Origin of the sequence: Thermococcus sibiricus MM 739 (assembly GCF_000022545.1) — an archaeon.
Lineage (GTDB): Archaea > Methanobacteriota_B > Thermococci > Thermococcales > Thermococcaceae > Thermococcus_A > Thermococcus_A sibiricus.
Genome location: NC_012883.1, coordinates 608,674 through 633,649, shown reverse-complemented (window position 1 = coordinate 633,649; position 24,976 = coordinate 608,674). Strand labels below are relative to the sequence as shown.

At 39.4% G+C, this 24,976-nt stretch carries 27 protein-coding genes and 1 pseudogene; 13 read left to right on the top strand and 15 right to left on the bottom strand.

The genetic code is table 11. The annotated features are described in order from the left end of the window. Positions 1–15: 15 nt before the first annotated feature. Positions 16–390 (top strand): DUF2095 family protein, encoded by a 375-nt coding sequence (locus tag TSIB_RS03355; RefSeq protein WP_015848966.1) that lies wholly within the window; start codon positions 16–18, stop codon positions 388–390. On the opposite strand, the gene TSIB_RS03350 is transcribed toward TSIB_RS03355, so the two are convergent. The 5 genes from TSIB_RS03350 to TSIB_RS03330 all read right to left on the bottom strand — a co-directional run bounded on the left by TSIB_RS03350 (position 387) and on the right by TSIB_RS03330 (position 5,364). Then, the gene (locus TSIB_RS03350) at positions 387–1,898 is read right to left on the bottom strand and encodes an AMP phosphorylase (protein WP_015848965.1); all 1,512 of its coding nucleotides are present in this window, start codon (positions 1,896–1,898) and stop codon (positions 387–389) included. The genes TSIB_RS03355 and TSIB_RS03350 overlap by 4 nt on opposite strands. 87 nt (positions 1,899–1,985) lie before the next feature. Beyond that, entirely contained in the window at positions 1,986–2,231 is a 246-nt protein-coding gene (locus tag TSIB_RS03345) for a hypothetical protein (protein WP_015848964.1), read from the bottom strand. After that, a complete protein-coding gene (gene minD / locus TSIB_RS03340) occupies positions 2,228–3,010 on the bottom strand; it encodes a septum site-determining protein MinD (RefSeq protein ID WP_015848963.1) in 783 nt (260 codons plus the stop codon). Before minD ends, TSIB_RS03345 begins: the two co-directional genes overlap by 4 nt. Before the next feature lie 204 nt (positions 3,011–3,214). Continuing rightward, a complete protein-coding gene (locus tag TSIB_RS03335) occupies positions 3,215–4,012 on the bottom strand; it encodes a slipin family protein (RefSeq protein ID WP_048160247.1) in 798 nt (265 codons plus the stop codon). Between the two features lie 5 nt (positions 4,013–4,017). Beyond that, entirely contained in the window at positions 4,018–5,364 is a 1,347-nt protein-coding gene (locus TSIB_RS03330; protein WP_048160246.1) for an NfeD family protein, read from the bottom strand. A 97-nt stretch (positions 5,365–5,461) separates the two neighbouring features. Between TSIB_RS03330 and TSIB_RS03325 the strand changes: the two genes are divergently transcribed. The 4 genes from TSIB_RS03325 to TSIB_RS03310 are packed head-to-tail and all read left to right on the top strand — an operon-like array spanning position 5,462 to position 7,262. Next, positions 5,462–5,749, top strand: coding sequence for a protein kinase family protein (locus tag TSIB_RS03325; protein WP_015848960.1), 288 nt, complete (start codon positions 5,462–5,464; stop codon positions 5,747–5,749). Continuing rightward, positions 5,737–6,576, top strand: coding sequence for a DNA-3-methyladenine glycosylase family protein (locus TSIB_RS03320; protein ID WP_015848959.1), 840 nt, complete (start codon positions 5,737–5,739; stop codon positions 6,574–6,576). The genes TSIB_RS03325 and TSIB_RS03320 overlap by 13 nt, the downstream gene beginning before the upstream one ends. After that, positions 6,563–6,889: a hypothetical protein gene (locus TSIB_RS03315; protein WP_015848958.1), complete on the top strand. Its 327-nt coding sequence runs from the start codon at positions 6,563–6,565 to the stop codon at positions 6,887–6,889. The genes TSIB_RS03320 and TSIB_RS03315 overlap by 14 nt, the downstream gene beginning before the upstream one ends. Further along, positions 6,867–7,262 carry a hypothetical protein gene (locus TSIB_RS03310; protein WP_015848957.1) on the top strand — a complete coding sequence of 132 codons (396 nt, stop codon included), beginning with the start codon at positions 6,867–6,869 and terminating at the stop codon, positions 7,260–7,262. Before TSIB_RS03315 ends, TSIB_RS03310 begins: the two co-directional genes overlap by 23 nt. A 29-nt stretch (positions 7,263–7,291) precedes the next feature. Here the strand turns inward: TSIB_RS03310 and TSIB_RS03305 are convergent, their stop codons facing one another. After that, the gene (locus TSIB_RS03305) at positions 7,292–9,976 is read right to left on the bottom strand and encodes a DEAD/DEAH box helicase (RefSeq protein WP_015848956.1); all 2,685 of its coding nucleotides are present in this window, start codon (positions 9,974–9,976) and stop codon (positions 7,292–7,294) included. Positions 9,977–10,443: 467 nt separating this feature from the next. Here TSIB_RS03305 and TSIB_RS03300 point away from each other — a divergent pair, with 467 nt between their 5' ends. Next, positions 10,444–12,219 (top strand): ribosome biogenesis/translation initiation ATPase RLI, encoded by a 1,776-nt coding sequence (locus TSIB_RS03300; protein WP_048160245.1) that lies wholly within the window; start codon positions 10,444–10,446, stop codon positions 12,217–12,219. 144 nt (positions 12,220–12,363) lie between these two features. Then, positions 12,364–13,407 (top strand): DUF835 domain-containing protein, encoded by a 1,044-nt coding sequence (locus TSIB_RS10055; protein ID WP_015848953.1) that lies wholly within the window; start codon positions 12,364–12,366, stop codon positions 13,405–13,407. Positions 13,408–13,472: 65 nt separating this feature from the next. On the opposite strand, the gene TSIB_RS03290 is transcribed toward TSIB_RS10055, so the two are convergent. Further along, positions 13,473–14,444, bottom strand: coding sequence for a beta-ribofuranosylaminobenzene 5'-phosphate synthase family protein (locus tag TSIB_RS03290; protein WP_015848952.1), 972 nt, complete (start codon positions 14,442–14,444; stop codon positions 13,473–13,475). 54 nt (positions 14,445–14,498) lie between these two features. Between TSIB_RS03290 and folP the strand changes: the two genes are divergently transcribed. Beyond that, a complete protein-coding gene (folP, locus tag TSIB_RS03285; RefSeq protein WP_015848951.1) occupies positions 14,499–15,323 on the top strand; it encodes a dihydropteroate synthase in 825 nt (274 codons plus the stop codon). Here folP and TSIB_RS03280 read toward each other — a convergent pair. Then, the gene (locus tag TSIB_RS03280; RefSeq protein WP_048160244.1) at positions 15,313–16,107 is read right to left on the bottom strand and encodes a class II glutamine amidotransferase; all 795 of its coding nucleotides are present in this window, start codon (positions 16,105–16,107) and stop codon (positions 15,313–15,315) included. The two genes, folP and TSIB_RS03280, sit on opposite strands and share 11 nt — an antisense overlap. Positions 16,108–16,163: 56 nt before the next feature. Here TSIB_RS03280 and TSIB_RS03275 point away from each other — a divergent pair, with 56 nt between their 5' ends. Together TSIB_RS03275 and TSIB_RS03270 are read left to right on the top strand one after the other, a co-directional pair. Then, positions 16,164–16,901 (top strand): Rossmann-like domain-containing protein, encoded by a 738-nt coding sequence (locus tag TSIB_RS03275; protein WP_015848949.1) that lies wholly within the window; start codon positions 16,164–16,166, stop codon positions 16,899–16,901. A gap of 118 nt (positions 16,902–17,019) precedes the next feature. Then, complete coding sequence (locus tag TSIB_RS03270; RefSeq protein ID WP_015848948.1) at positions 17,020–17,889, top strand: type I restriction endonuclease; 870 nt, start codon at positions 17,020–17,022, stop codon at positions 17,887–17,889. 145 nt (positions 17,890–18,034) lie between these two features. Here TSIB_RS03270 and TSIB_RS03265 read toward each other — a convergent pair whose 3' ends face one another. Next, positions 18,035–18,877, bottom strand: coding sequence for a universal stress protein (locus TSIB_RS03265; protein WP_048160243.1), 843 nt, complete (start codon positions 18,875–18,877; stop codon positions 18,035–18,037). Between the two features lie 94 nt (positions 18,878–18,971). On the opposite strand from TSIB_RS03265, the gene gcvT reads away from it, so the two are divergent. Continuing rightward, entirely contained in the window at positions 18,972–20,165 is a 1,194-nt protein-coding gene (gcvT, locus tag TSIB_RS03260; RefSeq protein ID WP_015848946.1) for a glycine cleavage system aminomethyltransferase GcvT, read from the top strand. 3 nt (positions 20,166–20,168) lie between these two features. Here the strand turns inward: gcvT and TSIB_RS03255 are convergent, their stop codons facing one another. Next, on the bottom strand, positions 20,169–20,741 hold the full coding sequence (locus TSIB_RS03255) for a cyclase family protein (RefSeq protein ID WP_048160242.1): 573 nt from the start codon (positions 20,739–20,741) through the stop codon (positions 20,169–20,171). A 69-nt stretch (positions 20,742–20,810) separates the two neighbouring features. Here TSIB_RS03255 and TSIB_RS03250 point away from each other — a divergent pair, with 69 nt between their 5' ends. Beyond that, on the top strand, positions 20,811–22,076 hold the full coding sequence (locus tag TSIB_RS03250; RefSeq protein WP_015848944.1) for an adenosylhomocysteinase: 1,266 nt from the start codon (positions 20,811–20,813) through the stop codon (positions 22,074–22,076). 5 nt (positions 22,077–22,081) lie between these two features. Here TSIB_RS03250 and TSIB_RS10290 read toward each other — a convergent pair whose 3' ends face one another. From TSIB_RS10290 to TSIB_RS03225, 5 genes are all read right to left on the bottom strand, one after another. After that, positions 22,082–22,348: a hypothetical protein gene (locus TSIB_RS10290; RefSeq protein ID WP_148206153.1), complete on the bottom strand. Its 267-nt coding sequence runs from the start codon at positions 22,346–22,348 to the stop codon at positions 22,082–22,084. 197 nt (positions 22,349–22,545) lie between these two features. Next, on the bottom strand, positions 22,546–22,947 hold the full coding sequence (locus tag TSIB_RS03240; RefSeq protein WP_048160240.1) for a hypothetical protein: 402 nt from the start codon (positions 22,945–22,947) through the stop codon (positions 22,546–22,548). A 2-nt stretch (positions 22,948–22,949) separates the two neighbouring features. Then, complete coding sequence (locus tag TSIB_RS03235; RefSeq protein WP_015848940.1) at positions 22,950–23,294, bottom strand: hypothetical protein; 345 nt, start codon at positions 23,292–23,294, stop codon at positions 22,950–22,952. A 10-nt stretch (positions 23,295–23,304) separates the two neighbouring features. Continuing rightward, positions 23,305–24,027 (bottom strand): hypothetical protein, encoded by a 723-nt coding sequence (locus TSIB_RS03230; protein WP_015848939.1) that lies wholly within the window; start codon positions 24,025–24,027, stop codon positions 23,305–23,307. A 214-nt stretch (positions 24,028–24,241) separates the two neighbouring features. Continuing rightward, a complete protein-coding gene (locus tag TSIB_RS03225) occupies positions 24,242–24,565 on the bottom strand; it encodes a hypothetical protein (RefSeq protein WP_015848938.1) in 324 nt (107 codons plus the stop codon). A 220-nt stretch (positions 24,566–24,785) separates the two neighbouring features. On the opposite strand from TSIB_RS03225, the pseudogene TSIB_RS03220 reads away from it, so the two are divergent. Continuing rightward, a pseudogene (locus TSIB_RS03220) lies at positions 24,786–24,962 on the top strand (alpha/beta fold hydrolase); the annotation flags it as partial. Positions 24,963–24,976: the final 14 nt, after the last annotated feature.

Sequence of the window (24,976 nt, the reverse complement as noted above, 5' to 3'; positions counted from 1 at the left end):
AGAGAGGTGCTTAATATGGACAAAAAGAAAAAACGTCCGATTGATGAATTTCCTTGGCAAGAATATGACAAGAGAGAATTTGAAGAGAAATACCCCAATCTTACAAAAGAGTTAGAAAAAGGACCTGAAGTTGTTATTGAAGGATATAAAAATAAAGAAGAAGAGGAAGAAGTTATGGACTTTTCAGGTTACAATCCCACTGTAATAGATTTCATAAGAAGATGTGAGACTGATGAAGAAGCCCTAGAGATTATCAATTGGATGGAAGATCATGGTGAGATCCCCCATGAACTCGCCAAAGAACTCCGTATAAAACTTACCAAAGAAGGAGTAAGGAGTTTTGGAAGCAAGAAAGAATGGGGTTGGTATGAGAGACATAGGAAACGTTAGATGTTTCCAATTCTCTGTAATACCATTCCTTCTATTCTTATCGGTTCCATCCTTCTTGCTTGTATTATAGCTTGATCCAGTCGGGTTCCACTTTCTGCATGTACCGTGAACAGTGGATCTCTCTCTTTTACTTTTTCTCCTACCTTTACATGTAACATTATTCCTGCCCCCTTATCCTCAGGGGCCCCGGCGGCTCTAGCTATTGCCGTTATAGCCTTATTGTCAATTCTAGTTATATATCCTGAAGTTTGGGCCACAAATGTGTAGGTTTTATCTCCTATAGGAATATCTTCTGGCTTTATATTAGGGTCCCCACCCTGCTCCTCTATTATCTCTTTAAGCTTTTCATAAGCCTTGCCACTTTCTAGAATCTCTTTAGCCATTTTTTTGCCCATTCCTGCTGGAGCCACACCTCCCATCTCGAGCAATATTCCTGCTAACCCGGTCGCTTTTTCTACAAGACTTCCTGGTCCTTTACCCTCAATTATCGTCTCTAGAGCCTCCTTAGCTTCTAAAGCTGGTCCCACAGTATGCCCAATCGGTTGCCCACCATATGTTATTGCAGTCTCCACATACTGGCCAAGTCGTTTTCCTAATTCTATGAAATCTTTTGCCAAAGACCTAGCATCTTCTACTTTCTCAACTTTAACCCCCTCTCCAGTTGGAATGTCAATCAATACATATTGTGAGCCCATTGCGTACTTCTTTGACATTATACTTGCAAGCATAAGACCTCTTGGATCAATGCTCAATGCTCTTTCGGCCTTTATTGTCAAATCATCAGCAGGAGCTAAATTAAGAGCTCCTCCCCACACTAAACAGGCCCCAATTTTCTCCACAATTCTCTTGATTTCATCCAAAGAATGTGTTACTGGGGCCAAGACCTCCACTACATCGGCCGTTCCAGCTGCGCTTGTTATTGCCCTAGAGGAGGTTTTTGGAATTGTTAACCCTGCAGCAGCCACAATGGGAACCACAAGAATATTAGTTTTATTTCCAGGTACGCCTCCGATACTATGAACATCCATAATGGGCTTCCTGTCAATATCCAGCATATCACCTGTTTCTGCCATAGCAGTGGTCAACCATGCTATTTCATCCATATCAAGACCGTTTATCTCAAGTGAAGTTACAAAAGAACTTATCTCGATGTCTCTAAGCTTTCTATTTACAATATCCTTTACTATTGCTTCTATCTCAACTTTTTTTAGTTTTTGACCATTCATTTTTCTCCTAATATAACGAACACTCTCAGGAGTTTCACTAGGAACCAAGTTTACTACTTCTCCTTCAGAAAAAGTATAAGACCTCAAAATATCCTTTGTAACCCCAATTTCTCCCGGATTAATCGTTTTGCTTATAACAACATCACCATATATGGTTCTCTTAGCTGTTTCTATCTTAACCAAGTCTCCAGGATGAAGTTTTGCATTTTTTGCATCCTCCTCGCTAATAAAAGCTAAGAACCTGCCAGTTTCAATATCAAGTATTCTCACTTTTGCCTTCATATTTTTCACCTCTTAATTGGGGGAAAATGCAATATGTTATAAAAATACTTAAGCTTTTCCCAAACCATGAAATATAAATAAAAGAGTTTAAAGATTTTTTATCTCTTCTTCAAGGGACTCTTCAAGAGCTTTTTCCCATTCTTCGATGTCAAAATCTACAAGCTCAGACTCCAGCTCCTCTTTTAAGTGGGTCACCCTCCTTTTGAGGGTACTTCTGCTTTCTTCATCGTATGCTACATAGCGTGAGGACCTCTTTTCGGATAGATATAGTATTATTAGAAAGATATTCATGAACAAAAGGAATATTACAAGGATCGTTGTGAAAAGACTCATCTTCTGCTCCCTCCAAATAAGGCTTTAAACACTCTTTTGATTGGACTCTCAGGCTGTGGTGGGGTATACCTAATCCCAGCGAGTTTAGCAGCAAGTTGTTTGTATGCTATAGCTGCTGGAGAAGTAGGATTTTTGATAACAAGGGGAATACCATACGCACTCGCCCTTTTTACCTCTGGGTCCTCTGGAATTATCATTAACACTGGAACATCCAAAATCGTTTCAATATCTTCCTTAGACAATTCCGTTTTTTCATTAGTTACTCTGTTTAATACAGCTCCCAAAGGAAGAGTACCAAGCTTTTCTGCAACAAGTTTTGTTTTTAGAGAATCAGTTATAGCGGATATCTCAGGATTGGTAACGAGAATAAGCTCTTTTCCTATAAGTAATGCAGTTATAGAAGTCATTTCAAGTCCTGCTGGAGCATCAATCAAAATAAAATCTGCCAATGAAGATATTTCTCTCATAAGCTCTTTCAAACGTTCAGGGTTTTTTGCTTTTTTAATTTTTTCTAAGCTCAACCCACCGGGTATTACTTTAACACCTGCCGGTCCCTCATATATTGCATCACTAAGTTCTGCTTCTCCTGAAAGTACATCATGTAACGTTATTGGGATATCTTCCATTCCTAAAATTAAACTCAAATTTGCCATTGTAATATCTGCATCTATAACTATAACTTCTTTCCCAAATTGTGCTAAAGCAACACCCACATTAGCTATTGCTGTTGTTTTCCCAGTACCCCCTTTTCCAGAAGCAAAAACAATAGATCTCCCCACTTCTGTCCCTCCATTTGAATTTTTGACAACAATGTCTGAAAGCTATAAGTAACGCAACTGTTATATCTTCGATGTCTAGTCTTTTATATTTAACTCAATATTTGTGTGATCCCAACCGCTTTAAGAAATTGAACTCCCAATATGGATAGCAAGAGTTAACAAAGAAAAATATCAAAAAGAGAACTCAAAAAATAAAAGGCTAAATTACTTCTCTTCCTCTTCTACCTTCTTTTTAAAGGCCACAGCAGTTTCAGACAAACTTCTGAACAATTTTAGCATTTCCATTGGAAGTGTCAGGACTATGACATTGCTCTTATCTCCTGCCACATCACTTATTGTTTGGAGAGTTCTAAGCTGTAATGCCATTGGGTGTTCAGATATAATCTCAGCGGCCTCTCTAAGTTTCTCAGCGGCCTGTCTTTCTGCCTCCGAAAGTGTAATTCTAGCTCTCCTTTCTCTCTCTGCTTCTGCTTGTCTTGCCATTGCCCTTTGCATTCCAGCGGGCAATTCAACGTCCTTAATCTCCACTGCTGTAACTTTTATTCCCCAAGGATCCGTTGCTTCGTCTATTATCCTCTGCAACTCTCGATTAAGTTTTTCTCTTTCACTAAGGAGTTCATCCAAATGTGCCTGACCTATAACGCTTCTCAAAGTCGTCTGTGATATCTGAGAAGTTGCCATGATAAAGTTCTTGACTTGAGTCACCGCTTTTACTGGATCCACAACCCTAAAGTAAACAACAGCGTTGACTCTTACAGGTACGTTGTCCTTTGTAATTGTTTCCTGCACTGGAACATCCAAAACTTGGGTTCTTAGATCAACTATTATTGCCTTTTCGAAAATAGGGATTATGAAGAACAATCCAGGACCTCTTGCTCCCACAACCCTACCAAGTCTAAAGATTACTGCTCTTTCATATTCCTTCACTATCTTTATGGCCGATGCCAAAAACCCCAGCACAAAAACCAAAATTACTATATAAATAATCCATTCAAAGGCCATTTCCTTCACCTCATCTTACTTTCTTCGTTAGGGTATTTTTCTTTTTCCCTAACAACAATAAGTTTAAGTCCTTCCATCTCAACAATCCGCACTTTTTCACCAATTCCTATGGATTTTCCATCCTTACTCCTTGCTCTCCATAACTCTCCTCTGGCCCTAATCATGCCTTCTGGACTCAGTGGTTCAACTACCTCCCCAAAGAGTCCGATCATCTCCTCTTTTCCTGTTTGGGCCTTTTTTCTACGTGCCTTTATTACAGCAGCCATTCCAAAAGCGAAGAACAGAGCAAGCAGTGCTCCTATTGTTATGATTATTAGCCTAATTTGGGAATAGACCTCCCGTGAAACTAAATAGTCCACTTCACCACCTCCACCAAATAGCATTATACTTCCTAAGACAAATGTTATGAAGCCAGCTACTGTGAATAGCCCAAATGTAGGTGTGAGAGCCTCTGCTATAAAGAAGATTACTGCTAATACAATTAAAAGCAATCCTGCACTTCTATAACCAAAGTATCCGAGCCCTATTATGGCAAGAACTATCATTATTGCTCCTACAGTCTCCGGAACATGCCAACCTGGACTCAAGAATCCTAGAACAAGGGCCCATATACCTAGTGTGAGGAGAACATATGCAACTGCCGGATCAGTTAAATATGGTATCACTCTGTCTTTTAGGCTTGGTTCTAGATACCTGATTTCAGCATCTTCTAAATCCAACGCCACATATTCCCCCCTTACCGGCACTTTTGTTTTCATCCCATGTGCTTTTTCCAGAAGATCGTTCACGTCATTTGCAATAACCTCGATTACACCAGAGTTCAATGCTTCCTCCGGATCTATTGCCAGGTCCTCAGTTATAAACTTCTCCACCATAGTCTCATTTCTTCCACTGGCCTTTGCAAGGCTCTTTATGTATGATGCATAAAAATTAACGACTTTTGGAGGAGCTTCTATAATACTTCCATTTTGGGAATAACCTAGAATAGGCCTGCATGCACCAATGCTTGTCCCTGGTGCCATAGCTATTAAATGAGAGCCTAGGGCAATATAAGTACCTGCAGAAGCCGCCATTCCTCCTGGAGGATATACATAAGTTATAACTGGCACTTCAGCCGACTTTATTCTCTCTATGATATTTTGCATTGCATCCGCTCTGCCTCCAGGAGTATCAAGAAGGATTATGATGGCATTTGCATTTGCTCTCTCTGCCTCAGAAATATATCTATCAAACTGATCATAAGTATAAGGGGTTATCTCACCTTTTATTTGAGCCACATACACTACACTGGCTTGGGCTAAGGCAGGAGTTAGAAAGATGAAAAGAAAGGCTGCAATGAGAATTTTCCTCATGACTACCACCCTGTATAAATATAGTTCCTAATCCTAATTAAGTTTTCTCTTGCAAGAAAAGTTAATAAGAATTCGAAACATAACTATTCAGGTAGCCATGAAAACAGAGATAAAAAGGTTCAAAATCACAAAAGGTGATGAAAGAGTTAAAGTTGCATGGAAGCTGATTAGGGAGATTGCCAAATTCTCCCATAGTGGCCCCTTCTGGAAATTTTTGGAAGAGAACTTCGGAATAAAAGAAAAGGATGTTAAAGAAATCATGCGTTTCTTAGAAGAAGCTGGTGAACTGGAACTGCACCGATCCATCGATGGAAAAAGGTTGTATGTATCAACACTAAAAGATATAAAGGACAATCCCATTAAGCTTGATCGATGGTTAAAGTAATAGACCTTAACAAAATAACCCACGAAATGATAAAAAATGGCACTTGGGAATTTAAAAACGGAGTATTTAGACACGCCCTAGGTGATGGTATAATAGGTTTTGATGGGGAAAATTTCTATTTCCCAGGCTATTTCTCCCGAAAACAGCAGAAAGAAGCTAAAAAGAAGCTCGAATTTGTTTTAGGCCTTAACACTGACTTAGAGAAGTTTTATTCAGAAATAGAAGACTCAAAATTTGCCTTTTTGATCAAAGAGTTTTATGGCCTAACAATCCCCAAAGCTCCTGATAAATATCAGGCACTAGTTGAAACCATAGCCCAGCAACAGGTAAGCTTTGAATTCGCAATGCAGACCATTAGAAACCTAGTGAAACTTGCTGGAAAAAAGCTAGAAAACCTCTATATCTTCCCAACCCCCCAGAGCATTTTGAATCTAAGTGAAGAAAAGTTTAGAGAGGCAAAACTTGGATATAGAGCAGGTTATATAAGACATTTAACTAAAGAATACCTAGAAGGGAACCTAAATTTGGACCTCGAAGAGCTTGATGAAAAAGAGGCCATAAAGTATTTAACTAAATTTAAGGGAATCGGGAGATGGAGCGCAGAACTATTTCTGGCCTATGGCCTTGGAAAAAACGTTTACCCTGCTGGCGACTTGGGCATGAAAAGGGGAATAGCCAAAATATTCGGAAAAAATCCCAAAGAAGTAAAAGAAAAGGATGTACGAGAAATTATTGAACCCTATGGAAAGTGGAAGTCATTATTGGCATTTTATATCCTTTGCTATGATAGAAAAACGGAAACGGTGAAAAAACGTGGAAAAAATTGAAATAAAGATTGAAAGAGAAACATTCAAAGCGTTGAAAAACATGGATGTTATAAAACTGATAGAGAAAAATCTTCCCAAAGTCGAAAAAACCCTACAGGCCGATAGAGAAGTATTTCTTCTTGAAAAAAAGAAAAAACTTGAAGAAAAATTAAAGGAAATTGAGGGAGAATTAGAAGAACTAAAAGTCTTCTATCAAAAAGCCACAGAAGATAAGGAACTTATGCTTACACTTAGAGAAAAGCTAAGAGAAGAGAATGAAGAACTCAAAAAGGAATTGGAGGAGAAAAAGCTTGAAATTAGTAATAAAACCTAAAAAGGGCTTTGGAAAAATAGAAGTGGAAATTCCACAAGAACTCTTAGAAAAGATAGCGGAGCTCAGTGAACACTACAGGGTTCCTGAAGAGAAAATCCTAGAAATAGCAATATCAGAGAACTTCAAAGAACCCAAAGGTGACTTGAAAGCTCTTGAAAATAGTGTTGAAGAACTTAAAAAGAAAGTAGGGATCTTGGAAAAAGAATGGGCCCCATTAAGATACAAAGCATATGGAGTTAGTGAGGACAATAAACTTCTCGCCATTGAACTCAGTGGGCTTTTAGCCGAGAATTCACAGTTAAAACGATTTTTAAGGAAAAAAATAGATAAAAACCTAGAATTAAGAAAGCTTATTCAGTATTACCTCCGCTAACATTCTCTCCACCGTGAACGGCGGGGCTTTCACGAGGTAAATATCTTTTCCCACACTCTCATTGCCTGCCATTTATCAAGAAACTCATTGAAAGTCCCACACTTTGGTGAATAAACACACAACGGGCAACCATCGCTGCAATTACAGTTCTTTAAGTGTTCCATGCTCTTCTCCATAAGAGTCTCAACATTCGTGTAAAGTATCTCTGCAAGGCCAGATCCACCTTCATTTCCATCATACACGAATACTATAGGTTTTCCAATGAAAAGGGGTCCTGGAAAACTCTCATAACTGTATCCCCCAAGCTCTCTGCTGTCCACATAGGTAAAAATTGGAGCTATTTTGATCATATTGTGCTCTATTGCGTGAAGGGCAGAGCCTATACCATCCTTACTGTCTATCATCTTTTTTATTGCAAACGCGAGTTCTTCATCTTCTATCTTTGAAGATTTTAAGGTCTCTTTTATAAAGTTCCTTAAATAATGAGTGGTCGCCCCTAGGAGCTCTGGAAAAAGAGATCTTCTTTCCAATCTTTCGTAAAGAGCAAAAGCAACATCTTCATTATTCTTTTCCGTTGTAACCTTAAAAAACTCATGAAACTCTTCATCAGATACTTTTCTAACCTTTTCTGGGAAAATAAGCCAGATGCCATCCGTTTCAAATTCCCACGTTACTGGCTCATCAAATTCCACTTTTGCAAACTTCTCCCAGCTGAGGATGCTCCATTCTTCCCCTTCTTCCAAATTCTCTTTCTCACCTTTTATCTCCAAAGTTGGGTAATATATCCCCCCCTTCAAAATCCCCTCTTCTTTAAGTTTTAAAAGCTCTTGGGAATAAAGAGGCGTGTCTTTTCCTTTAACAGCAAAACCCCAGTAATGATGCTTAACCCTCAAGCGACCCATATACACCTCAACACCTTTGTATTCTTTCTTAGTATAAATGTCAAGTATCTCCACCTCTTCCCTTTTAGATGGGAAGGTATCAACTTCCCAGAACTTATTGAGAGGATTAGCAAATACAAAATGAAACTTTCCAACACTCAGTTTGTCTCTAGCAATGTAAAGGCCCCCTCTCGAAAAATACGCCATACCAGGTAGAAGGGAGCGATAGTACTCTGGCTTATCAACCTCCTCTATCACATAACCTTTAAGCTTAAGCCAGTTGATAAAACGGAGGAGCTCTCCAATATTAGATTTTTCCCCAAGTTTATACCTTATCCAAGGTTCATCAAGCACTAAAAAGTAACTTTCATCGCTAGCTGTTCTTATAGAGGAGTAATTGAAAGATGGACGCAAAATTCGTATTTCTTTTTTACTTGTGAGTGGATTGTCATAGATTTTGGCCTTCTTTTCCTCTACAAGTTCCATTGCAAGCTCTTTCTCAAACTCATTAAGCTCATCCCAATCAAGAATCTTAAGCTCACTTAACATGTAGTGAAGGTGTTTTTTCACAACAAGCCTATTTCTAAGGTTTATCGGCATGTATTCAATTATCCCCTTCTCAAGTTTTTCTACAAACTCATCCACATGTTCTTTGTAGTAGTAGTCAAGACCATTCTTTCTTAGAATTACTGCATTTATCGCTTCCCTTTCCTTTTTTCTCCCTGCTCTTCCAAAACGTTGAATTAATGAGAATAACCCATCTGGTGGAATTCCATAATTTATAACGGCGTCTAAATCTCCAATGTCAATACCCAATTCTAGAGCATTAGTAGTTAACAAGACAAGAAGCTTTCCTTCTTTGAACTCCTTCTCAATTTCCCAGCGAATGTTTTTAGGTAAAGTTCCTTTGTAAGTTGTCGTCTTATATATAGCAGGAGAAGTTAATAAGAATCTCATGAGTTTTTCCGTCCCTTTTCGAGAATCAAAAAAGACCAGCGTTTTTATGCCCTTCTCAGCAAGGTTTTCAACAATTTTTCTCAGGAGCTGCATTTCATTTAATCTTCTTGGCTCAAACATTACAAGGTATCTTCTTGGAAAAGGATTTGTGGACTTTGCAATAGCTTTAAATGGCCTTCCAAAGAATGTTTCAGCAAATTCTTTTGGATTCCTTAATGTTGCAGATAAGCTTATTATTTGAGGCTTTTTGCCCCAGCGTTCCAAGGCTTTTAGCAATCTCTTGAAGAGATAAGATGCATTTGTACCAAAAACCCCCCTGTAAATATGAAGTTCATCAACTACAAGGTACTTAATATTTCTCAAAAGCCAATCATAGTCTCTTTTGTTTCTCAAAATGTTATAGTGAATCATGTCAGGGGTTGTAAAAACCACCCTCGGCTTTTCCCGGATGAGTTTTCTTCTCTCACTCCAGTCGACATCTCCAGTCAAAATCTTCGCGCTAAACATCTTTTCAGTTATCCGGAAAAAGTGGAAGTTTTCGATGTTAAATTTTTCATATTGATTATTTATCAAGGCTCTTGTTGGGTAAACAAGCAGATAGGTGTCTTGAGGATTTGAAAGATAGTTATCAAATATTGCCAACCTGAAAATTTCGCTTTTACCAGAGGCCGTTGGAGTCGTTACTACGATGTTCTCCCCTGAGTAAAGGGCCTCTAAAGCATCGACCTGATGCTTGTAGAGTTTAAATCCCATTTCCTCAATAAGACGATTTATTTCAGAATTTTTAAACTCAAAATGAGCATGTCTACCCCTTTTAGGCCTGAAGTCTTTCACCACTACAATCTCACTTGCTATCTCCTTGAAAATCTCCATCATGATAACCTCACCTTTTAGAGTTAAAGTGTTTTTCTATTTGTACTATCAAACCTCCTTTTTGGAAAAGACATGAGTTTTATAAGAGGGGAACACCAAATAAAAATAAAACAAAAAAGCTAAAAATATCTGCATCCATTTTTCAACTTTATTAGCTGTCTCTTATTTCGATTCTATAATCAGCAGCTTCTTCTTTGGAAGTTCATTGCCTCGTATCTCGCGTACTCTCTCTGAATTTCAGGCTTCCTCTCCTTCTCCCAAAACCTTCTCAAACTCTCGAAACCAAACATCACACATCACCAATAATTAATAGAACGCTCAAACTACAAGGAAATACTGGTCAAAAATGAACAATTCTAACAAATAGAGAGCAAGTTTACAGAGATACCTAGAACTTTGAAACGGACACTTCTTCCTACCCTTCAACAACTTTTTAAAGACCTTTCAAAAAGGGTATTGCGGTGAGGGTTATGAGGATCGCGGTCATCGATTATGACAAGTGTAATCCTGATAAGTGTGGCCATTTCCTATGTGAGAGAGTTTGTCCAGTGAATAGAATGGGGGGAGAAGCTATAATTATTGATGAGGATAAGTACAAGCCAATAATCCAGGAGGCCAGCTGTACTGGATGCGGAATATGTGTTCATAAATGTCCATTTAACGCAATAACCATAGTAAACCTGCCTGAAGAGTTAAGAGAAGGATGCGTGCACAGATATGGAGTTAATGGTTTTGCTCTTTATAGACTTCCCGTACTTAAGGAAGGAATGGTTGTTGGTATTTTGGGGCCAAATGGTACCGGTAAAACTACAGCAGTTAGAATACTTTCTGGAGAGATCTTACCAAACCTTTGTGGTTCCAATGATAACTGGGATAACGTTATAAGAATGTTTAGAGGAAACGAACTCCAGAATTACTTTGAAAAGCTCAAAGAAGGCAATATAAAGAAAGTGGTGAAACCTCAATACGTTGATCTCATCCCCAAAGTGGTGAAAGGCAAAGTCAGAGATCTACTCACGAGGGCTGATGAAAAAGGAGTTTTAGAAAAGCTTGTTCAGGAACTTGAACTTCTAAACATTTTGGATAGAGAGATTCAACATTTGAGCGGCGGGGAATTGCAGAGAGTGGCTATAGCAGCAGCCATGGCAAGAGATGCAGATTTCTACTTCTTTGATGAACCTTCATCCTATCTAGACATAAGACAGAGACTTAAAGTAGCAAAAGCCATTAGAAAGCTTGCTGAGGAAGGGAAATCAGTTATGGTTGTGGAACATGATTTGGCAGTTCTTGACTATTTAAGTGATATTATTCATGTGGTTTACGGTAAACCGGGGGCCTACGGTATCTTTTCCATGCCTAAAGGTACTAGAGTAGGAGTGAATGTATTTCTAGAGGGTTATTTACCAGAAGAGAACGTTAGATTCAGGCCATATCAGATAAGATTCACAAAACTGAGTGAAAGGCATAGTCAGACAGGAGATGTGCTGGTGGAATATCCCTCATTAATTAAGGATTATGGAAACTTTAAACTTGAAGTCGAGAGTGGAGAAATTTACAAAAGTGAAGTCGTCAGCATTGTGGGACCAAATGGTATAGGTAAGACCACTTTCGTCAAGATGCTTGCTGGGGTTGAAGAACCAAGTGAAGGAAAAGTTGAGTGGGAACTTAAAGTGAGCTACAAACCCCAATATATAAAGGTGGACTATGAAGGAACCGTTTATGAATTGTTGAGCAAGGTAGATCCTGCTAAACTTTTGAGCAACTTTTACAAGACAGAGTTACTTAACCCCTTAGGCCTTCCAGATCTTTATGAGAGAAAAGTAGATGATCTAAGTGGGGGAGAATTACAAAGAGTGGCTATAGCAGCTTGCCTTCTAAGAGACGCTGATTTATATCTCCTTGATGAACCCTCCGCTTATCTAGATGTTGAACAAAGATTGGCCGTTTCAAGGGCCATAAGACACCTCATGGAGAAGAATGAAAAGACGGCTCTTGTAGTTGAACACGATGTGTTGATGATCGACTACATAAGCGATCGCATAATGGTCTTCGAAGGTGAACCTGGTAAACATGGTAAGGCCCTACCCCCAATGGGAATGAGGGATGGAATGAACCGGTTTTTATCCAATGTTGGTATAACCTTCAGAAGAGATCCAGACACTGGAAGACCAAGGGCAAACAAAGAGGGAAGCGTCAAAGATAGAGAGCAAAAAGAGATCGGAGAGTACTATTATACAATTGAGTGAATTCTATACATCTTTAACAATATTTTCTAATTTTTCAAATTTTTTGTATGTTTTTATATAAATTCGCCAAATTTTAAAGGCGATACATAACAAAACAACTAAAAATTTAAATAGAACAAATACAAGTTAAGAAAGGAGAACGTAATGGAATACGGACCTAGCGTTTACATAATTTCAATCACCCTTATCAAGCTCTTAGCAGGGCTCTTGTTCTTAATCGCTTATCTAAGGACTAGAAGATTCTCCACACTCCTCATTTCATTCGCTTGGTTCCTATCAATCCCTGTTGCCACTTTCGGCGCTGTTGATATAAGAGTTGAGAACGCTATGATAAGCCTAGCCTATGCATTTACACTTCTCGCAGTCTTTAGATTAATCCAAGAAGAACGTATAATCTCCCTACCCAAGAGTATTACTATCGCAGTGCCACTTGCATTAGCTGTTACGGGAGTAGGCACAAGCCTCATTAAGAGTATCCCTGATGAGGGGTATCTAATAGACGGCATTTTTGAATTCATTGCAGGTTTGATAGTTATTGAAAGCCTAAGCGCTTATTATAAGAGAAATGCAAAAGGATTGGGCATTTCCCTAGCACTTTCTGGAATTATGAGTACTCTTTACCCAATGTTTTACCAGAAACCACCCAACATGTTAATAACCTCAATCGCAGCATGGTTAATTATAGTACCACAATTTTGGTTCTATTCTAAAATTATATATAGTGAGCGCTTTTTTAAATGGCCTCAAAGTATGGAAACTTCAGCCCTAAAAATCGAAGGCACTCACATTATCCCACCAAGTGAGTTTGAAGATGTTAAAGATAAAGTAGGCCTCTACCCAACGCTTGCATTCCTTCGAAACTTCAAACCATTTCCAGGTTGGATATCCTACTTATTGAGCACTGTAGAGATGCCTAAAGCCCTTTATCCAACTGACCTCTATAAAATCACCGAAATAAGTACTAAATACTTTAAAGAGGCTCAACAAAAAGGTACAAAAGGAATAGCAATAATAGAAGGTCTAGAATTTCTAAAGCTGTATAATGATTTCGATGCTGTGGCAAAAATGTTGAGCAATGTGAGAGATTGTGCGACTCTTAACAATGGTACTCTAATAGTATTTGCGGAGGAAAGTGCCTGGGATAAGAAAGAATGGGCAACTTTAAGACGAATTCTGGGTGAAGAATAACTATCCCAAATAGACAATAGCATGAAAAGAAAAACTAGAGGGCCCCAACAAGTAAATAAAGGAAACTAACTTTTGGCAACTTTATTAATAAGTCTTAGAATGTACGTATTCTCCTCCACAGTTGTGGCACCGTTATTCCTGGGAATTCCAATGTCTACATGAGCATTAATTCCCAATTCCTTCAAAAAGTTCTGGGCCTTTCTTTTAATTACTTCATAATCATCCTTCTTTATCAACCCATAAAGAGTTGGGCCCCAAGAGCTCTGGCCATGACCATAGGTATTCTCCTTCAAGAATTCCAACATAAACTTGACATCTTCTCTAAACTCTCCACCCTGATACTCCTCAAAGTGCTTTCCAACGAGCATCTGGATTTCAGTTAGATGCTTTCCAAATTCTTCAATGTTCCTCTCTTTAAGTGCCGGCAAGAGGCCAAGGAGAATTCTATGGGAAATTTTCTCTGCAATTTCTACCCTGCCTGGTAAGTTTTGCATTATAGGCTTTTCCTCCTCCTCATCAAAACCTCGCTTGACATGAGGGATTATCAAGAGAAATCCCCAATCTTCTGGGAAATCTTCTCTTATTATGAGTTGGGGAATACCTCCTTTAACGCCACTGTCCATAACAAATCCTCCATATTTGAATGCGTAAATGCCGGCTCCAGAATTATTACCTCTACCAAGAAGAGAGGCAAGCCTTTCAATCTCTACTCTAATGTTATTAAGCTTGGCTAGTGCCAACCCTACACCGAGAGTCAGTTGAGTGGTTGACCCCAACCCCACATGCCGAGGGATTGCATTTTCCACATCAATCAAGTAGTTAAAACCAGTTAAAAATTCCTGATTCATTTTGTCTATTACAAACCTTATTGTCTTTGCATCCTCCTCATTCGCTTTTATTTCAAGTTTATCATGCGGCATTACCCTTATTCTGTAACCTTCCTCCAAAGCTAATCCTAAAGACCCAAAACGTCTCCCTAAAGAGGCTGATGGGTCTATCAATCCCAGATGAAGTCTTTTTGGTGTTTCGATTAGCATCCTCTCACCCCAACTTTTTATATTCTAAGCATTAAAACATTTTTCGGTGGTGGCATGAAGTTCGCTGGCATCAGTCTAGAAGAGCCTAGAATCATGGGAGTAATTAATGTTTCCCCGGAAAGCTTCTTTAAAGGTAGCATCAGGCAAAGAGAGGATGAAATAATAGAAACAGCCCTAAAGATGCTCGAAGATGGTGCGTCTTTCATAGATATTGGAGCCAAATCTACCGCCCCATATTTGGAAAATCAAATACCTGTGGAAGAAGAAATAAGGAGAGCGGTTTGGACATTAAGCATTCTTAGAGACAACGTTGATGTTCCCATAAGTATTGACACCACAAACGCAAAAGTTGCGGAAGAGGCCATAAAAGTTGGCGCAGATATAATAAATGACATAAGCGGCCTTAAAGGAGACCCAAAGATGGTAGAAGTTGCCAGAGAATACGATGTCCCTCTTATCCTTTGCGCTCATAAGGATGTTAAAGATTTCAGTGACCCAGTTCATGAAGTAATTAACGCCCTTCAAGAGAGTCTACAAATAGCCTACAAAAACAACATTGAGAAAGAGAAAATTGCCATTGACCCAGCAATTGGATTTTTAAGGCCCAAATATCCCCCATGGTACGAGTGGGATTCAAAAGTTATTGCCAATCTAAATTTGCTTAAGATGTTTGGCCTTCCAATCCTTGTTGGAGTCTCAAGGAAATCATTTATAGGTGCAATAACAGGCAGAAGAGATCCAACGGAAAGACTAGCCGGAAGCTTGGGAGCAACCGCTATAGCAGTCTGGAATGGAGCAAATATAATAAGAACCCATGACGTTAGGGAGACCCTTGACGCGATTAAGATTACACACTTTATAAAAAGATTTAGAGAGTAAGCTCTTCTATTTCAAATTTTTCATTTTCGAGGTCTATAGTCAAGTAAAAAGCAGTTCTATTTTTAACTTCCTCAAAACTTAATTCTGAATAAACTTCAAATGTTGATGAGACTATCGCAAAGAGATTTTCTCTTTCTACTTTTAAGAGGCGCGAATACCGTTTATATAATGAATCTCTTTCTCTTTCCCTCACCATATAAGCAGTTACAAAGCCCTTTATTTCGGATGGTGTGATAAATAAGCTGGCAGTGTTAAGCGTTGTTCTAACCACAGGGACAATTTCCCTGAATTTTTTTAAGATCATATCTTTCGAGAAAGACCCCAATGAACTCAGCAAATAGAGGCCGAGTACATAGCTGTCAGAAATATCTTTAAGCTTTTCATTGTCCAATCCAGCCATATCTATCAGTATCTGCTTATCCAAATCTCCATTATGATAAAACCAGAAATTAAAACCCTCTGGAGAGGAATAGACTAAAGGATGAGCATTGAAAAGATTAACAGTTCCTTGGCTAGCAGCTCTTGTATGGGCTAGAAGAACACCAAAACCATCAAGGGATTCTAAAAACTTTCTTACACCTTTTGTGTCTTCAAAAATAGGCCTAGATGTTTTATAATAGTCTAAACCATCCTTACTAATCCACACAAAGCCCCAGCCATCCTTGTGATAGGGATTTTTTCCAAATGCCACTTTATAAATGTCATTCTCGGAGGATTTTACCAAGGCATTTACAAACTCCCTCATTTCACTTCCATTCCCAACTGCAAAAAGCACTCTACACATTTTACTCACCAAATCTTTTTAGACAAAGAAGTTTTAAAAATATTGGAGGGACAAAGGTGATCCTTAAACAACTCAAAGAGAAAGCTATGAAGAAAATAAAAGAAGATTTTAGAATAGTGGATTTTTCATTTGGGTTGCCTTATACTTATGTTGTCTTAGAAGGGCCCGAGGGAAAAGCTATTGGCCTAGCAATGACACTCCCTGAAGATATAGGAGAATACAAGACATCTTTTAAGTCACCTAGCTTAAAAGAGTTCATTGATAAAACAGACAGCTTAAACATTATAGAAAGAACTCTTGGGATAGCAACAATCAATGCTATTTCTCAATACTATATTGACTTAAGCAAAGCTACTTCTCAAGATGCTACTGACCTCGTAGATGACGCCAAAAAGATAGCTGTTATCGGAAATATGCCTCCAATAGTTAGAAGCTTGAAAGAAAAAGGAAAAGAGATTTTTGTATTCGAAAGAAATCCCAAATTGTGGGATAGAGAGACTCTAAGCGATAGTCTCGAGTACTATCTGCTTCCAGAAATGGACGCAGTAATAGTAAGCGGATCTGCTCTGATAAACTGCACCCTTGACATGATAGTTGAAAGAAGCAAAAAGGCCAAGAAAGTCATTTTAACCGGAGCAACTGCTCAAGTCCTTCCAGAATTCTTGAAGGGAAGTGGAGTAACCCATCTGGCCTCAGTAAAAGTTATCGATGTGGAAAAAGCCATTTTAAACCTAAAAATGGGAATCTTCAGAGGCTTTGGTGAACAAAGCAGAAAATATATAATTGAAGTCTAAAACCCTTATTGTCCTTAATCAATAAAATCCAGAACATTCAGGACGAAAATACACTGCTAAAAGGCCCCAATACAGTAAGCTTTTTATCGACTCCTTTTAACTTTCAAAGGGGTCTAAAATGCTAAAACTTCAGGAGACTATAATAAGCGTTACCAGAAAAGTGCGTGAGCACAGGCTGCTCTATGAAAAAAATGAAGAGGCTGTAAAACAACACCTGATAGGTGAAATCTTTAGAACACTAGGCTGGGACTGGGAAAACCCAAGAGAGGTTAGACCAGAGGAAAGAACAGAGGATGGAAGAGCTGACTATGCCCTAGTGCTTGAAGATAAGGTTGTTGCTTATGTTGAAGCCAAGAATCTCGGAATTAATGTCTTAAAAAACGAGAGAGCTTTAAGGCAGCTTGCTAGATACTGCTTTTCTCGTGGAGTTAAATATGGAATAATCACAAACGGGGCCCAATGGAAAATTGTGAAGGCCTTTGAAGAAAATTCTACTCTCGAAGATAGGATCTTGTTAAGAATTGACCTTCTAAATGAGCCTCTTGAACGTGTTGCACTGAAACTGAGCTTCTTATCAAAGAATAAAATCACAAGATTAGAAGACTACTCCCTCTATCTGAAAGCTTTTACATGGGGTTTTGAAAATCTCAAAAAAAGTTATCCCAAGGATATTCTCATTTTATATTTAGCCGGTCCAACAAAATCAAATTTCCTCCTCTTGGATCATTTGGATGGAAGCGAAGTCCCCAGAGGCCTCTATGTGTATGACAACGGTTGGAAAGGTGTCCCACTGATTGAGAAAAACCTTAAAGGAGTTTTACTCTCCCTGCTCCTGTACCTAGCAGAAAAAGCATCTGAAAAAGAGAGAAATGAGATTCTTGTAGCATACAAACAGCTAAGAAACATTCCACTAACTAGGGATAAAATCATGCACCTCCTCCGCGAACTGGAAAAAGAAAAAGGAGTTAAAATCGGCTTGGAGATATAAGGTCATTTTTCAAGTCTTTCTTCCATTTATTTGTGTATTTTTCATAACTCTAAAGGTTTTTAAACTCAGGAAAAAAAGAAATAATGACCGATGATGGCAACAGGGTAGCTACCGAATTTGATGTGGAAGCCGTTCCAGTCTGAGGTTATTCACATGGGACTAATAACACAGGGAGCTTTGAGTCCCTGACAACTCTTTCTGCCGTACTTCCGAGCAAAAGGTCTTTTATGACACTCCTGCCTTTTTTACCCATTACTATGATTGATGAATCTCTAGCTAACGCACTGCCCAAAATTGAACGAGAGGCAATTCCAGCAAGAACCTCACTTTTCACCGGTGCTTTAAAGAGCCTGCTAAATTCCTCTAATTTTGCCTTAGCATTCTCAATGTTCTTTTCGAGTTCTTCAGCTCTTCCATAATCAACCACGTGAATAAGTGTAATCTCTTCAATGAGTTCTTCAAACTTCTTTACAACATTTAAAACTTTTTCTGAGCACTCTGAAAAGTCCAGTGCAACTATAGGCCTCTTAAAAATCTCTCTACAATTAGAAAGACACTTAATTTTTTCTTCCTCTTCATCCCACTCATATTTGACAAGTAAAACTGGCTTCTTAGTAGCCCTAACGAGATTTGACGCTGTACTTCCAAGGAGCATCTGTCTGAGAATATTTTCTCCCTTGGATGGAACAAGTACTAGATCAACATTGTTTTCCTGAGCAATCTCCGCTATCTCAAGTGAGGGGATACCAATTTTTACCATAGGTTCAACGTCAATTCCTTTGGCCCTAATTTCCTCGGCAATACGGTTAAGCTCTTCTTCATCTATTTTCATTAACTCCACTGCCTCTATATCAGTGGCAGTTATGTCAACTATATGAACCAAGTATAATTTCTTAGCTCCTACTTCAAACAGCTGGGGAATACACTCCCTAAGGGCATGCATAGACACTTCAGAGAAGTCCGTTGGAAACAACACCTTTTCAAACATGTGACCACCAAATATATTATGTACCTTAGAGTATTTAGGTCTTTAGGAAAGAAAACATTATATTTAAAATGATATATTTTACTGTGGTGGTACTATGAAGAGGGTGCACATTTTTGACTGGCATAAAGAGCACGCAAAAAAAGTGGAAGAATTTGCAGGATGGGAAATGCCAATTTGGTATTCAAGCATAAAAGAAGAACACTTGGCCGTTAGAAATGGTGTAGGGATTTTTGATGTTTCTCATATGGGGGAAGTATTCTTTAAAGGAAAAGACGCTCTCAAGTTTCTCCAGTATGTTACAACAAACGATATCTCAAGACCACCAGCAATAAGCGGTACCTACAGTCTTGTTCTTAATGAAAGAGGGGCCGTTAAGGACGAGACCCTCGTGTTTAATATGGGCAACGATACATATATGATGGTATGTGACAGCGATGCTTTTGAAAAACTCTATGCATGGTTTACCTCAATTAAAAGGGCAATTGAACAGTATACCGAGCTTGACTTGGAAATAGAGAACAAAACTTATGACTATGTTATGTTCTCAATCCAAGGTCCTAAGGCCAAAGATTTGGCCATGGAGCTCTTTGGAATTGACATCAACCAGCTCTGGTGGTTCCAAGCCAAAGAAGTCGAGCTTGATGGCATAAAGATGCTTCTCTCAAGGAGCGGTTACACTGGAGAGAACGGCTTTGAGGTTTACTTCGAAGATGTAAATCCGTATCATCCCGATGAAAGCAAGCACGGAAAGCCCGAGAAAGCCCTCTACGTATGGGAAAAGATTCTTGAAGCTGGACAAAAATACGGTATAAAACCCGCCGGATTGGGAGCAAGAGACACCCTAAGACTTGAAGCTGGATACACCCTCTATGGCAATGAAACGAAGGAGCTCCAACTCTTGAGTACCGACATTGATGAAGTAACTCCCCTGCAGGCAAACCTCGAGTTTGCGATCTTCTGGGACAAGGAGTTCATCGGGAAAGAAGCACTTCTAAAGCAAAAGGAGAGGGGCCTTCCAAGCAAGATGGTGCACTTCAAAATGGTTGACAGAGGGGTACCAAGAGCAGGTTACAAAGTTTATGCTGATGGCAAGGAAATCGGTGAAGTCACAAGTGGAACCCTCTCGCCTCTATTGGGCATTGGAATAGGGGTAGCATTTGTTAAACCAGAGTACGCTAAACCGGGGGTAGAGATTGAGATTGAAGTAAGAGAACAAAAGAAGAAGGCCTTAACAGTAGCTCCACCATTCTATGATCCCAAGAAATATGGCACATTTAGAGAGGAGTGATTCCTACTTTTCTTTTATTATTGCAAAAGCCCTAACTGGACTGCCCGAGCCGTTTTTGATTTTTAATGGAACTCCGATAAAAGTAAACTCTTTTCCAATGAGGTTTTCAAGATTTGTAAGGTTCTCAAAAATTGAAATCTCATTGGAAAGCAATACTTTATGCGTTTTAAAGTCCCCTATAGTGGAGTTATCAATCCCTACAGCCTTAACCCGAAGGTCAATTAAATATCTGGCTCCTTCTTCGCTGAGATAAATAGCCTTCCCTCCAGTATAGAAAAGCACTATCTCGGCTACTCTTAACATTTCGCTGGGTTCTATATTCCTATCCAATTGAGATACATCTATCACTATGCCCTTTCCAATAAACTTCTCCAGTGGCATTTCATCTATTGTCCTTCCGCCCGGGATGAAATGGGCCGGAGCGTCTACATGCGTTCCGCTGTGCTCTCCAAGAAAGAGAGTATTCATTTGATACCCATCTTTTTCAACGTCAGTCCATTCTTTTATTTCTATTTTGGGATCACCAGGATAAACAGGGGTTTTCTCACTAAGCTCCATAGTTAGATCTATTATCATTTCTTTCACCACCTTCAATAGGACGCTCACATTTTTAACCTTTTAATTCCATCCTTAAGCGGTGATGATATGGACTGCACGAAGGATTACTGCGTAAAAGACATTAATCTGGCACCCGAAGGAGAGAAGAAGATAGATTGGGTCTCTCGTTTTATGCCTGTTCTCCAACACATAAGAAAAGAATTTGAAAAGGGAAAGCCCTTCAAAGGAGTTAAAATTGCCGCAACGTTGCATCTTGAAATGAAAACTGCGTTTTTACTTTTGACGCTCAAAGCTGCTGGAGCAGAAGTTTCAACAACTGCAAGCAATCCCTTAAGCACTCAAGATGACGTTGTTGCCGCTTTAGCCAAAAACGGAGTGAAAGTTTATGCCATAAGAGGGGAAAGCAGGGGGGAATACTATGAATTCATGCACAAAGCCCTCGATATTGAGCCGAACATCATCATAGACGATGGTGCGGATATGGTCTCAACAGTCTTAAAGGAGAGGCAAGAACTCATTCCGGAAATATGGGGAGCGAGTGAAGAAACCACGACGGGTGTGATAAGATTAAGGGCGATGGAGAAGGATGGAGTGTTGAAGTTCCCAATCATAGCGGTAAACGACAGCTATACAAAATACCTCTTTGATAACCGCTACGGAACGGGTCAATCAACTTGGGACGGAATAATTAGAAGCACAAATCTACTCGTTGCTGGTAAGAACGTTGTAGTTGTTGGTTACGGCTGGTGCGGAAGAGGAATAGCCATGAGGGCTAGGGGATTGGGTGCTACAGTAATAGTGGTTGAAGTAGACCCAATTAAGGCTTTAGAGGCGAGAATGGACGGATTCTTGGTTATGCCGATGAAAGAAGCTGCAAAGGTGGGAGACATCTTCGTTACTTCAACAGGAAACATAAACTGTATTAGGGGAGAACACTTCGAGGTCATGAAAGACGGAGTGCTAATGGCAAATGCTGGACATTTTGACGTAGAGATAAGCAAGCCAGACTTGGAGAGCTTGGCTGTTGAGATAAACAATCCAAGACCCAATATTACGGAGTACAAGCTCAAAGACGGAAGGAGATTGTACCTCCTTGCGGAAGGGCGCTTGGTGAATTTGGCGGCAGCGGATGGCCATCCGGCTGAGATTATGGACATGAGCTTTGCCTTACAGGCTAAGGCGGCGGAATACATCAAGGACAACCACGAGAAGCTTGAGCCCAAAGTTTACGTTTTGCCAAGAGAAATCGACGAAATGGTAGCCAAGATTAAGCTCAAATCCATGGGCATCGAGATTGAGCAGCTAACCGAAGAGCAGAGGAAATATTTGGAAAGCTGGGAGCATGGGACTTAGTTAATTTATTTTGTCCTAAAGACCCAGCTCCCAATGATCCAGATAATAACTGCACTAAAAACTACACCAACTGGTACCCCAACAGTCCTGAGCTTGGGGTATTTTAGTTCAAAGAGTTTTTGAAATCCGGAAATGGACAGATCAAAGAGCAAAAACACAAAGAACCACCATAAAAATAAATAAGGAGGTTCCAAAGATAGGGTACTTCTGAATAGCAGTGTGAGAATCCCTGCTGCAAGAAGACACCTTCCTATACGGTTTAAATACTTCACCGTGAACACCTCCCTAATTATGGATCTGGGTCTTCTTTAGACGCTCCCAGAGAATATCTGATCCCCCTGCTACAGTAAGTACAATCCCAAAGTATCTAAGCAAAACTTTGTTCCATTTGAGATAAAATGAGAAAAAGATCAAAAGAAGGCCCACCAAAAAAACTAAATATTTAAGATATTTGAGGGATTTCACATTTTCACCCCCTTAGGGACCGGGAGACAACATTCTTTGTCCACATCTCTGCTCCCATTCTTCGCAACATCTCCAAGGAGAAATCCCTGCAGCAAGAAGACATGCTAAGCAAGCTGGTATATTTCCAGAAAGGCATCCTCCACAAAAAACACCGTGGATAAGCCCCGCGTAATACAAGCATTCTCAGCAAAGAAACTTTGAGTATCATTCTCGAAAGATCAGCATTTTTAGTTCTTTCATTTAACATTGGATTTCTTTTTATTCTAATAGTTGGAATCCACACAGCTACCGCCCTAAGAAGCAGAAGCTTCATATTGGTGGAGTTTGTGATCCCATAACAAGCAGGAGCAGAAAGGAGGAAGGGCATGCTGAGGACTGCTGTCTTCGGAGGTATCTTGGGGAACATTTTTATTGCTCCGCTGATTTTCTCTCACCTCTTCGTATTTTATCAAAAAGATAGACTACTACAAATATAATTACTGTCGATAACTTCACGCTCACGGTTTTTACTGTCTCAAAGGTTAGTGAACCAATCAACAAGTCCCTCACAAAGATAGATAACGCCCACAGAATTGTCGCAAATATCACTCCCGGAAAAATTTTAAACTTAACAATAAGTCCATAACTGGCAATAATAGGAAACATAATTGTTGCTAAGGCTACAAAGAGAGGCGTCCCATCGAATACAGCTAAGCCCGTGAGAATTAAAGAAATTAGAAAAACGAAATAAATTTTTCTATCTTTGGGTAGCACTCACATCACCTCATGGCCCTGGATCTAAGTAATCACAGTACGTACCTTCTTCTTCACAGCAATTTACAGAACAATATGGGCAAGATACTAGAACACAATACAAGCAAGCTGCACATCCTCCTAAGCTGCCTCTTGCACAACTCCCGCAATAAAATAAACAATCACCGCAACAATATACTACGCATCCCCAGTCACGATCACAGCAATAAGATATACACCTCCCAAAATATCCACAGTCAGATGCAGTGGAACATTCGTGTTTACAGGTGCTTAAAGGTGTTACTTCCCCATTTGTACCTATAGCTTTAGTTGCTATTCTTTTGTTGTCCTCTGAAATTGTGAATTCTAACAAATAGCTTCTTGTCTTAACTCCCTGCACCGGTTTTGAGAATTCGTAGTAAGCTATCAAGTGCTTGCCATCCTTAAGTGGCAAAGCCATTGCAAGCATTTCAATCTTTTCACCATTATATTCCACAGTATGCTTTGCAACCTTCACGTTCTTATAATCAATCTCCCATGGCTTAGCTAAACCCCTAATGTCCTTGCTTGCCAGAACTTTTGCAAAAACGTGCACCGAAGACCAGTTCTCGGCTTTTCTTTCTAAGGGCTTAACTTCCCTAAAAGGATTCACGCACCCCTTAACTTCCGGAAGTTTGGGCTGACTTACTGCATAAGTTGCGTACGCTCCAATCAAAAGCAAAACCATGAGCATGCTCAACATATGCTTCTTCATTCGCCCCCCCCCCCCTCAAATATGAGGAAACTTTCATCAAATATTAAGCACTCAAAGTATATAAAACTTACTTCTATTCTAATGTTTTTGGTTAGTTATTGTTAGTTGGGATTGTGTTTAGTTTCTCGGTTATCTTAATTTCACTCAGGAAAAGGGAAAGCGGCATTTTAAAAACAAAGTTCTTGAAATGGTGTGAATAAATCTCCCTATGAAATTACTTGGCATATTGAGTTCTCCATCTTATCTTCCAAACCATTTTGACGTACATGGCAATTAAGCCTAGTTCAAATGCTACTAAAAGCACCGTTAATGCAGGAAGCTTTTTGACGTTTTCAACTGCCAAATACGTTAAGGGGATGCTCAAGAGGACTCCAACCGTGCTGATGGGCATGTTTTTCCTTACGATTGCAGACAGCGTGATCAGAAAGAGCACAAGGTAAAGCGTGTAGAATGAGTACTTAACGTGCCCCGTTATTCCTGCTATTCCTAAAACTAGAACTAATACAAACGAACTTGCAAATGCAATTTTTCTCTTCATTCGCCCCCCCTCAAATATGAGGAAACTTTCATCAAATATTAAGCACTCAAAGTATATAAAGTTTCAAAACATATAAAAGTTGCTTCAAACTTCTGCAACTCGCTCAAGGACAACTCTCATTGCCATTTATAGCGCGAAGATTATTAAAAATCAAAAAGCCGAAAGCTAACTTTCCAGGAAAGATTTAAGTTTTCGTTTCCATTTATTTAAGGTGCTGGGCATGATATACAGAGCCAAGTTCGGAACACCTGAAAAAGGATGGGTAGTTCTGGTTCATGGCCTTGGAGAGCATAGCGGAAGGTATGGAAAGCTTATAAAGATGTTAAACGAGCAAGGCTTTGCCGTCTACACTTTTGATTGGCCGGGACACGGAAAGAGTGGGGAGAGAAGTTCCACAGGACGATAGTTGAA

Bases quoted from the DNA above. Each gene is read 5' to 3' on its own strand.
- TSIB_RS03240 (WP_048160240.1), bottom strand. From the start codon at position 22,947: ATGTTCCCCAAGATACCTCCGAAGACAGCAGTCCTCAGCATGCCCTTC.
- TSIB_RS03300 (WP_048160245.1), top strand. From the start codon at position 10,444: ATGAGGATCGCGGTCATCGATTATGACAAGTGTAATCCTGATAAGTGT.
- TSIB_RS03225 (WP_015848938.1), bottom strand. From the start codon at position 24,565: ATGAAGAGAAAAATTGCATTTGCAAGTTCGTTTGTATTAGTTCTAGTT.
- TSIB_RS03250 (WP_015848944.1), top strand. From the start codon at position 20,811: ATGGACTGCACGAAGGATTACTGCGTAAAAGACATTAATCTGGCACCC.
- TSIB_RS03230 (WP_015848939.1), bottom strand. From the start codon at position 24,027: ATGAAGAAGCATATGTTGAGCATGCTCATGGTTTTGCTTTTGATTGGA.
- TSIB_RS03350 (WP_015848965.1), bottom strand. From the start codon at position 1,898: ATGAAGGCAAAAGTGAGAATACTTGATATTGAAACTGGCAGGTTCTTA.
- TSIB_RS03330 (WP_048160246.1), bottom strand. From the start codon at position 5,364: ATGAGGAAAATTCTCATTGCAGCCTTTCTTTTCATCTTTCTAACTCCT.
- TSIB_RS03280 (WP_048160244.1), bottom strand. From the start codon at position 16,107: ATGTGTAGAGTGCTTTTTGCAGTTGGGAATGGAAGTGAAATGAGGGAG.
- gcvT (WP_015848946.1), top strand. From the start codon at position 18,972: ATGAAGAGGGTGCACATTTTTGACTGGCATAAAGAGCACGCAAAAAAA.
- TSIB_RS03345 (WP_015848964.1), bottom strand. From the start codon at position 2,231: ATGAGTCTTTTCACAACGATCCTTGTAATATTCCTTTTGTTCATGAAT.
- TSIB_RS03290 (WP_015848952.1), bottom strand. From the start codon at position 14,444: ATGCTAATCGAAACACCAAAAAGACTTCATCTGGGATTGATAGACCCA.
- TSIB_RS03270 (WP_015848948.1), top strand. From the start codon at position 17,020: ATGCTAAAACTTCAGGAGACTATAATAAGCGTTACCAGAAAAGTGCGT.
- TSIB_RS03305 (WP_015848956.1), bottom strand. From the start codon at position 9,976: ATGATGGAGATTTTCAAGGAGATAGCAAGTGAGATTGTAGTGGTGAAA.
- TSIB_RS03255 (WP_048160242.1), bottom strand. From the start codon at position 20,741: ATGATAATAGATCTAACTATGGAGCTTAGTGAGAAAACCCCTGTTTAT.
- TSIB_RS03265 (WP_048160243.1), bottom strand. From the start codon at position 18,877: ATGTTTGAAAAGGTGTTGTTTCCAACGGACTTCTCTGAAGTGTCTATG.
- TSIB_RS03335 (WP_048160247.1), bottom strand. From the start codon at position 4,012: ATGGCCTTTGAATGGATTATTTATATAGTAATTTTGGTTTTTGTGCTG.
- TSIB_RS10055 (WP_015848953.1), top strand. From the start codon at position 12,364: ATGGAATACGGACCTAGCGTTTACATAATTTCAATCACCCTTATCAAG.
- folP (WP_015848951.1), top strand. From the start codon at position 14,499: ATGAAGTTCGCTGGCATCAGTCTAGAAGAGCCTAGAATCATGGGAGTA.
- TSIB_RS03320 (WP_015848959.1), top strand. From the start codon at position 5,737: ATGGTTAAAGTAATAGACCTTAACAAAATAACCCACGAAATGATAAAA.
- TSIB_RS03355 (WP_015848966.1), top strand. From the start codon at position 16: ATGGACAAAAAGAAAAAACGTCCGATTGATGAATTTCCTTGGCAAGAA.
- TSIB_RS03325 (WP_015848960.1), top strand. From the start codon at position 5,462: ATGAAAACAGAGATAAAAAGGTTCAAAATCACAAAAGGTGATGAAAGA.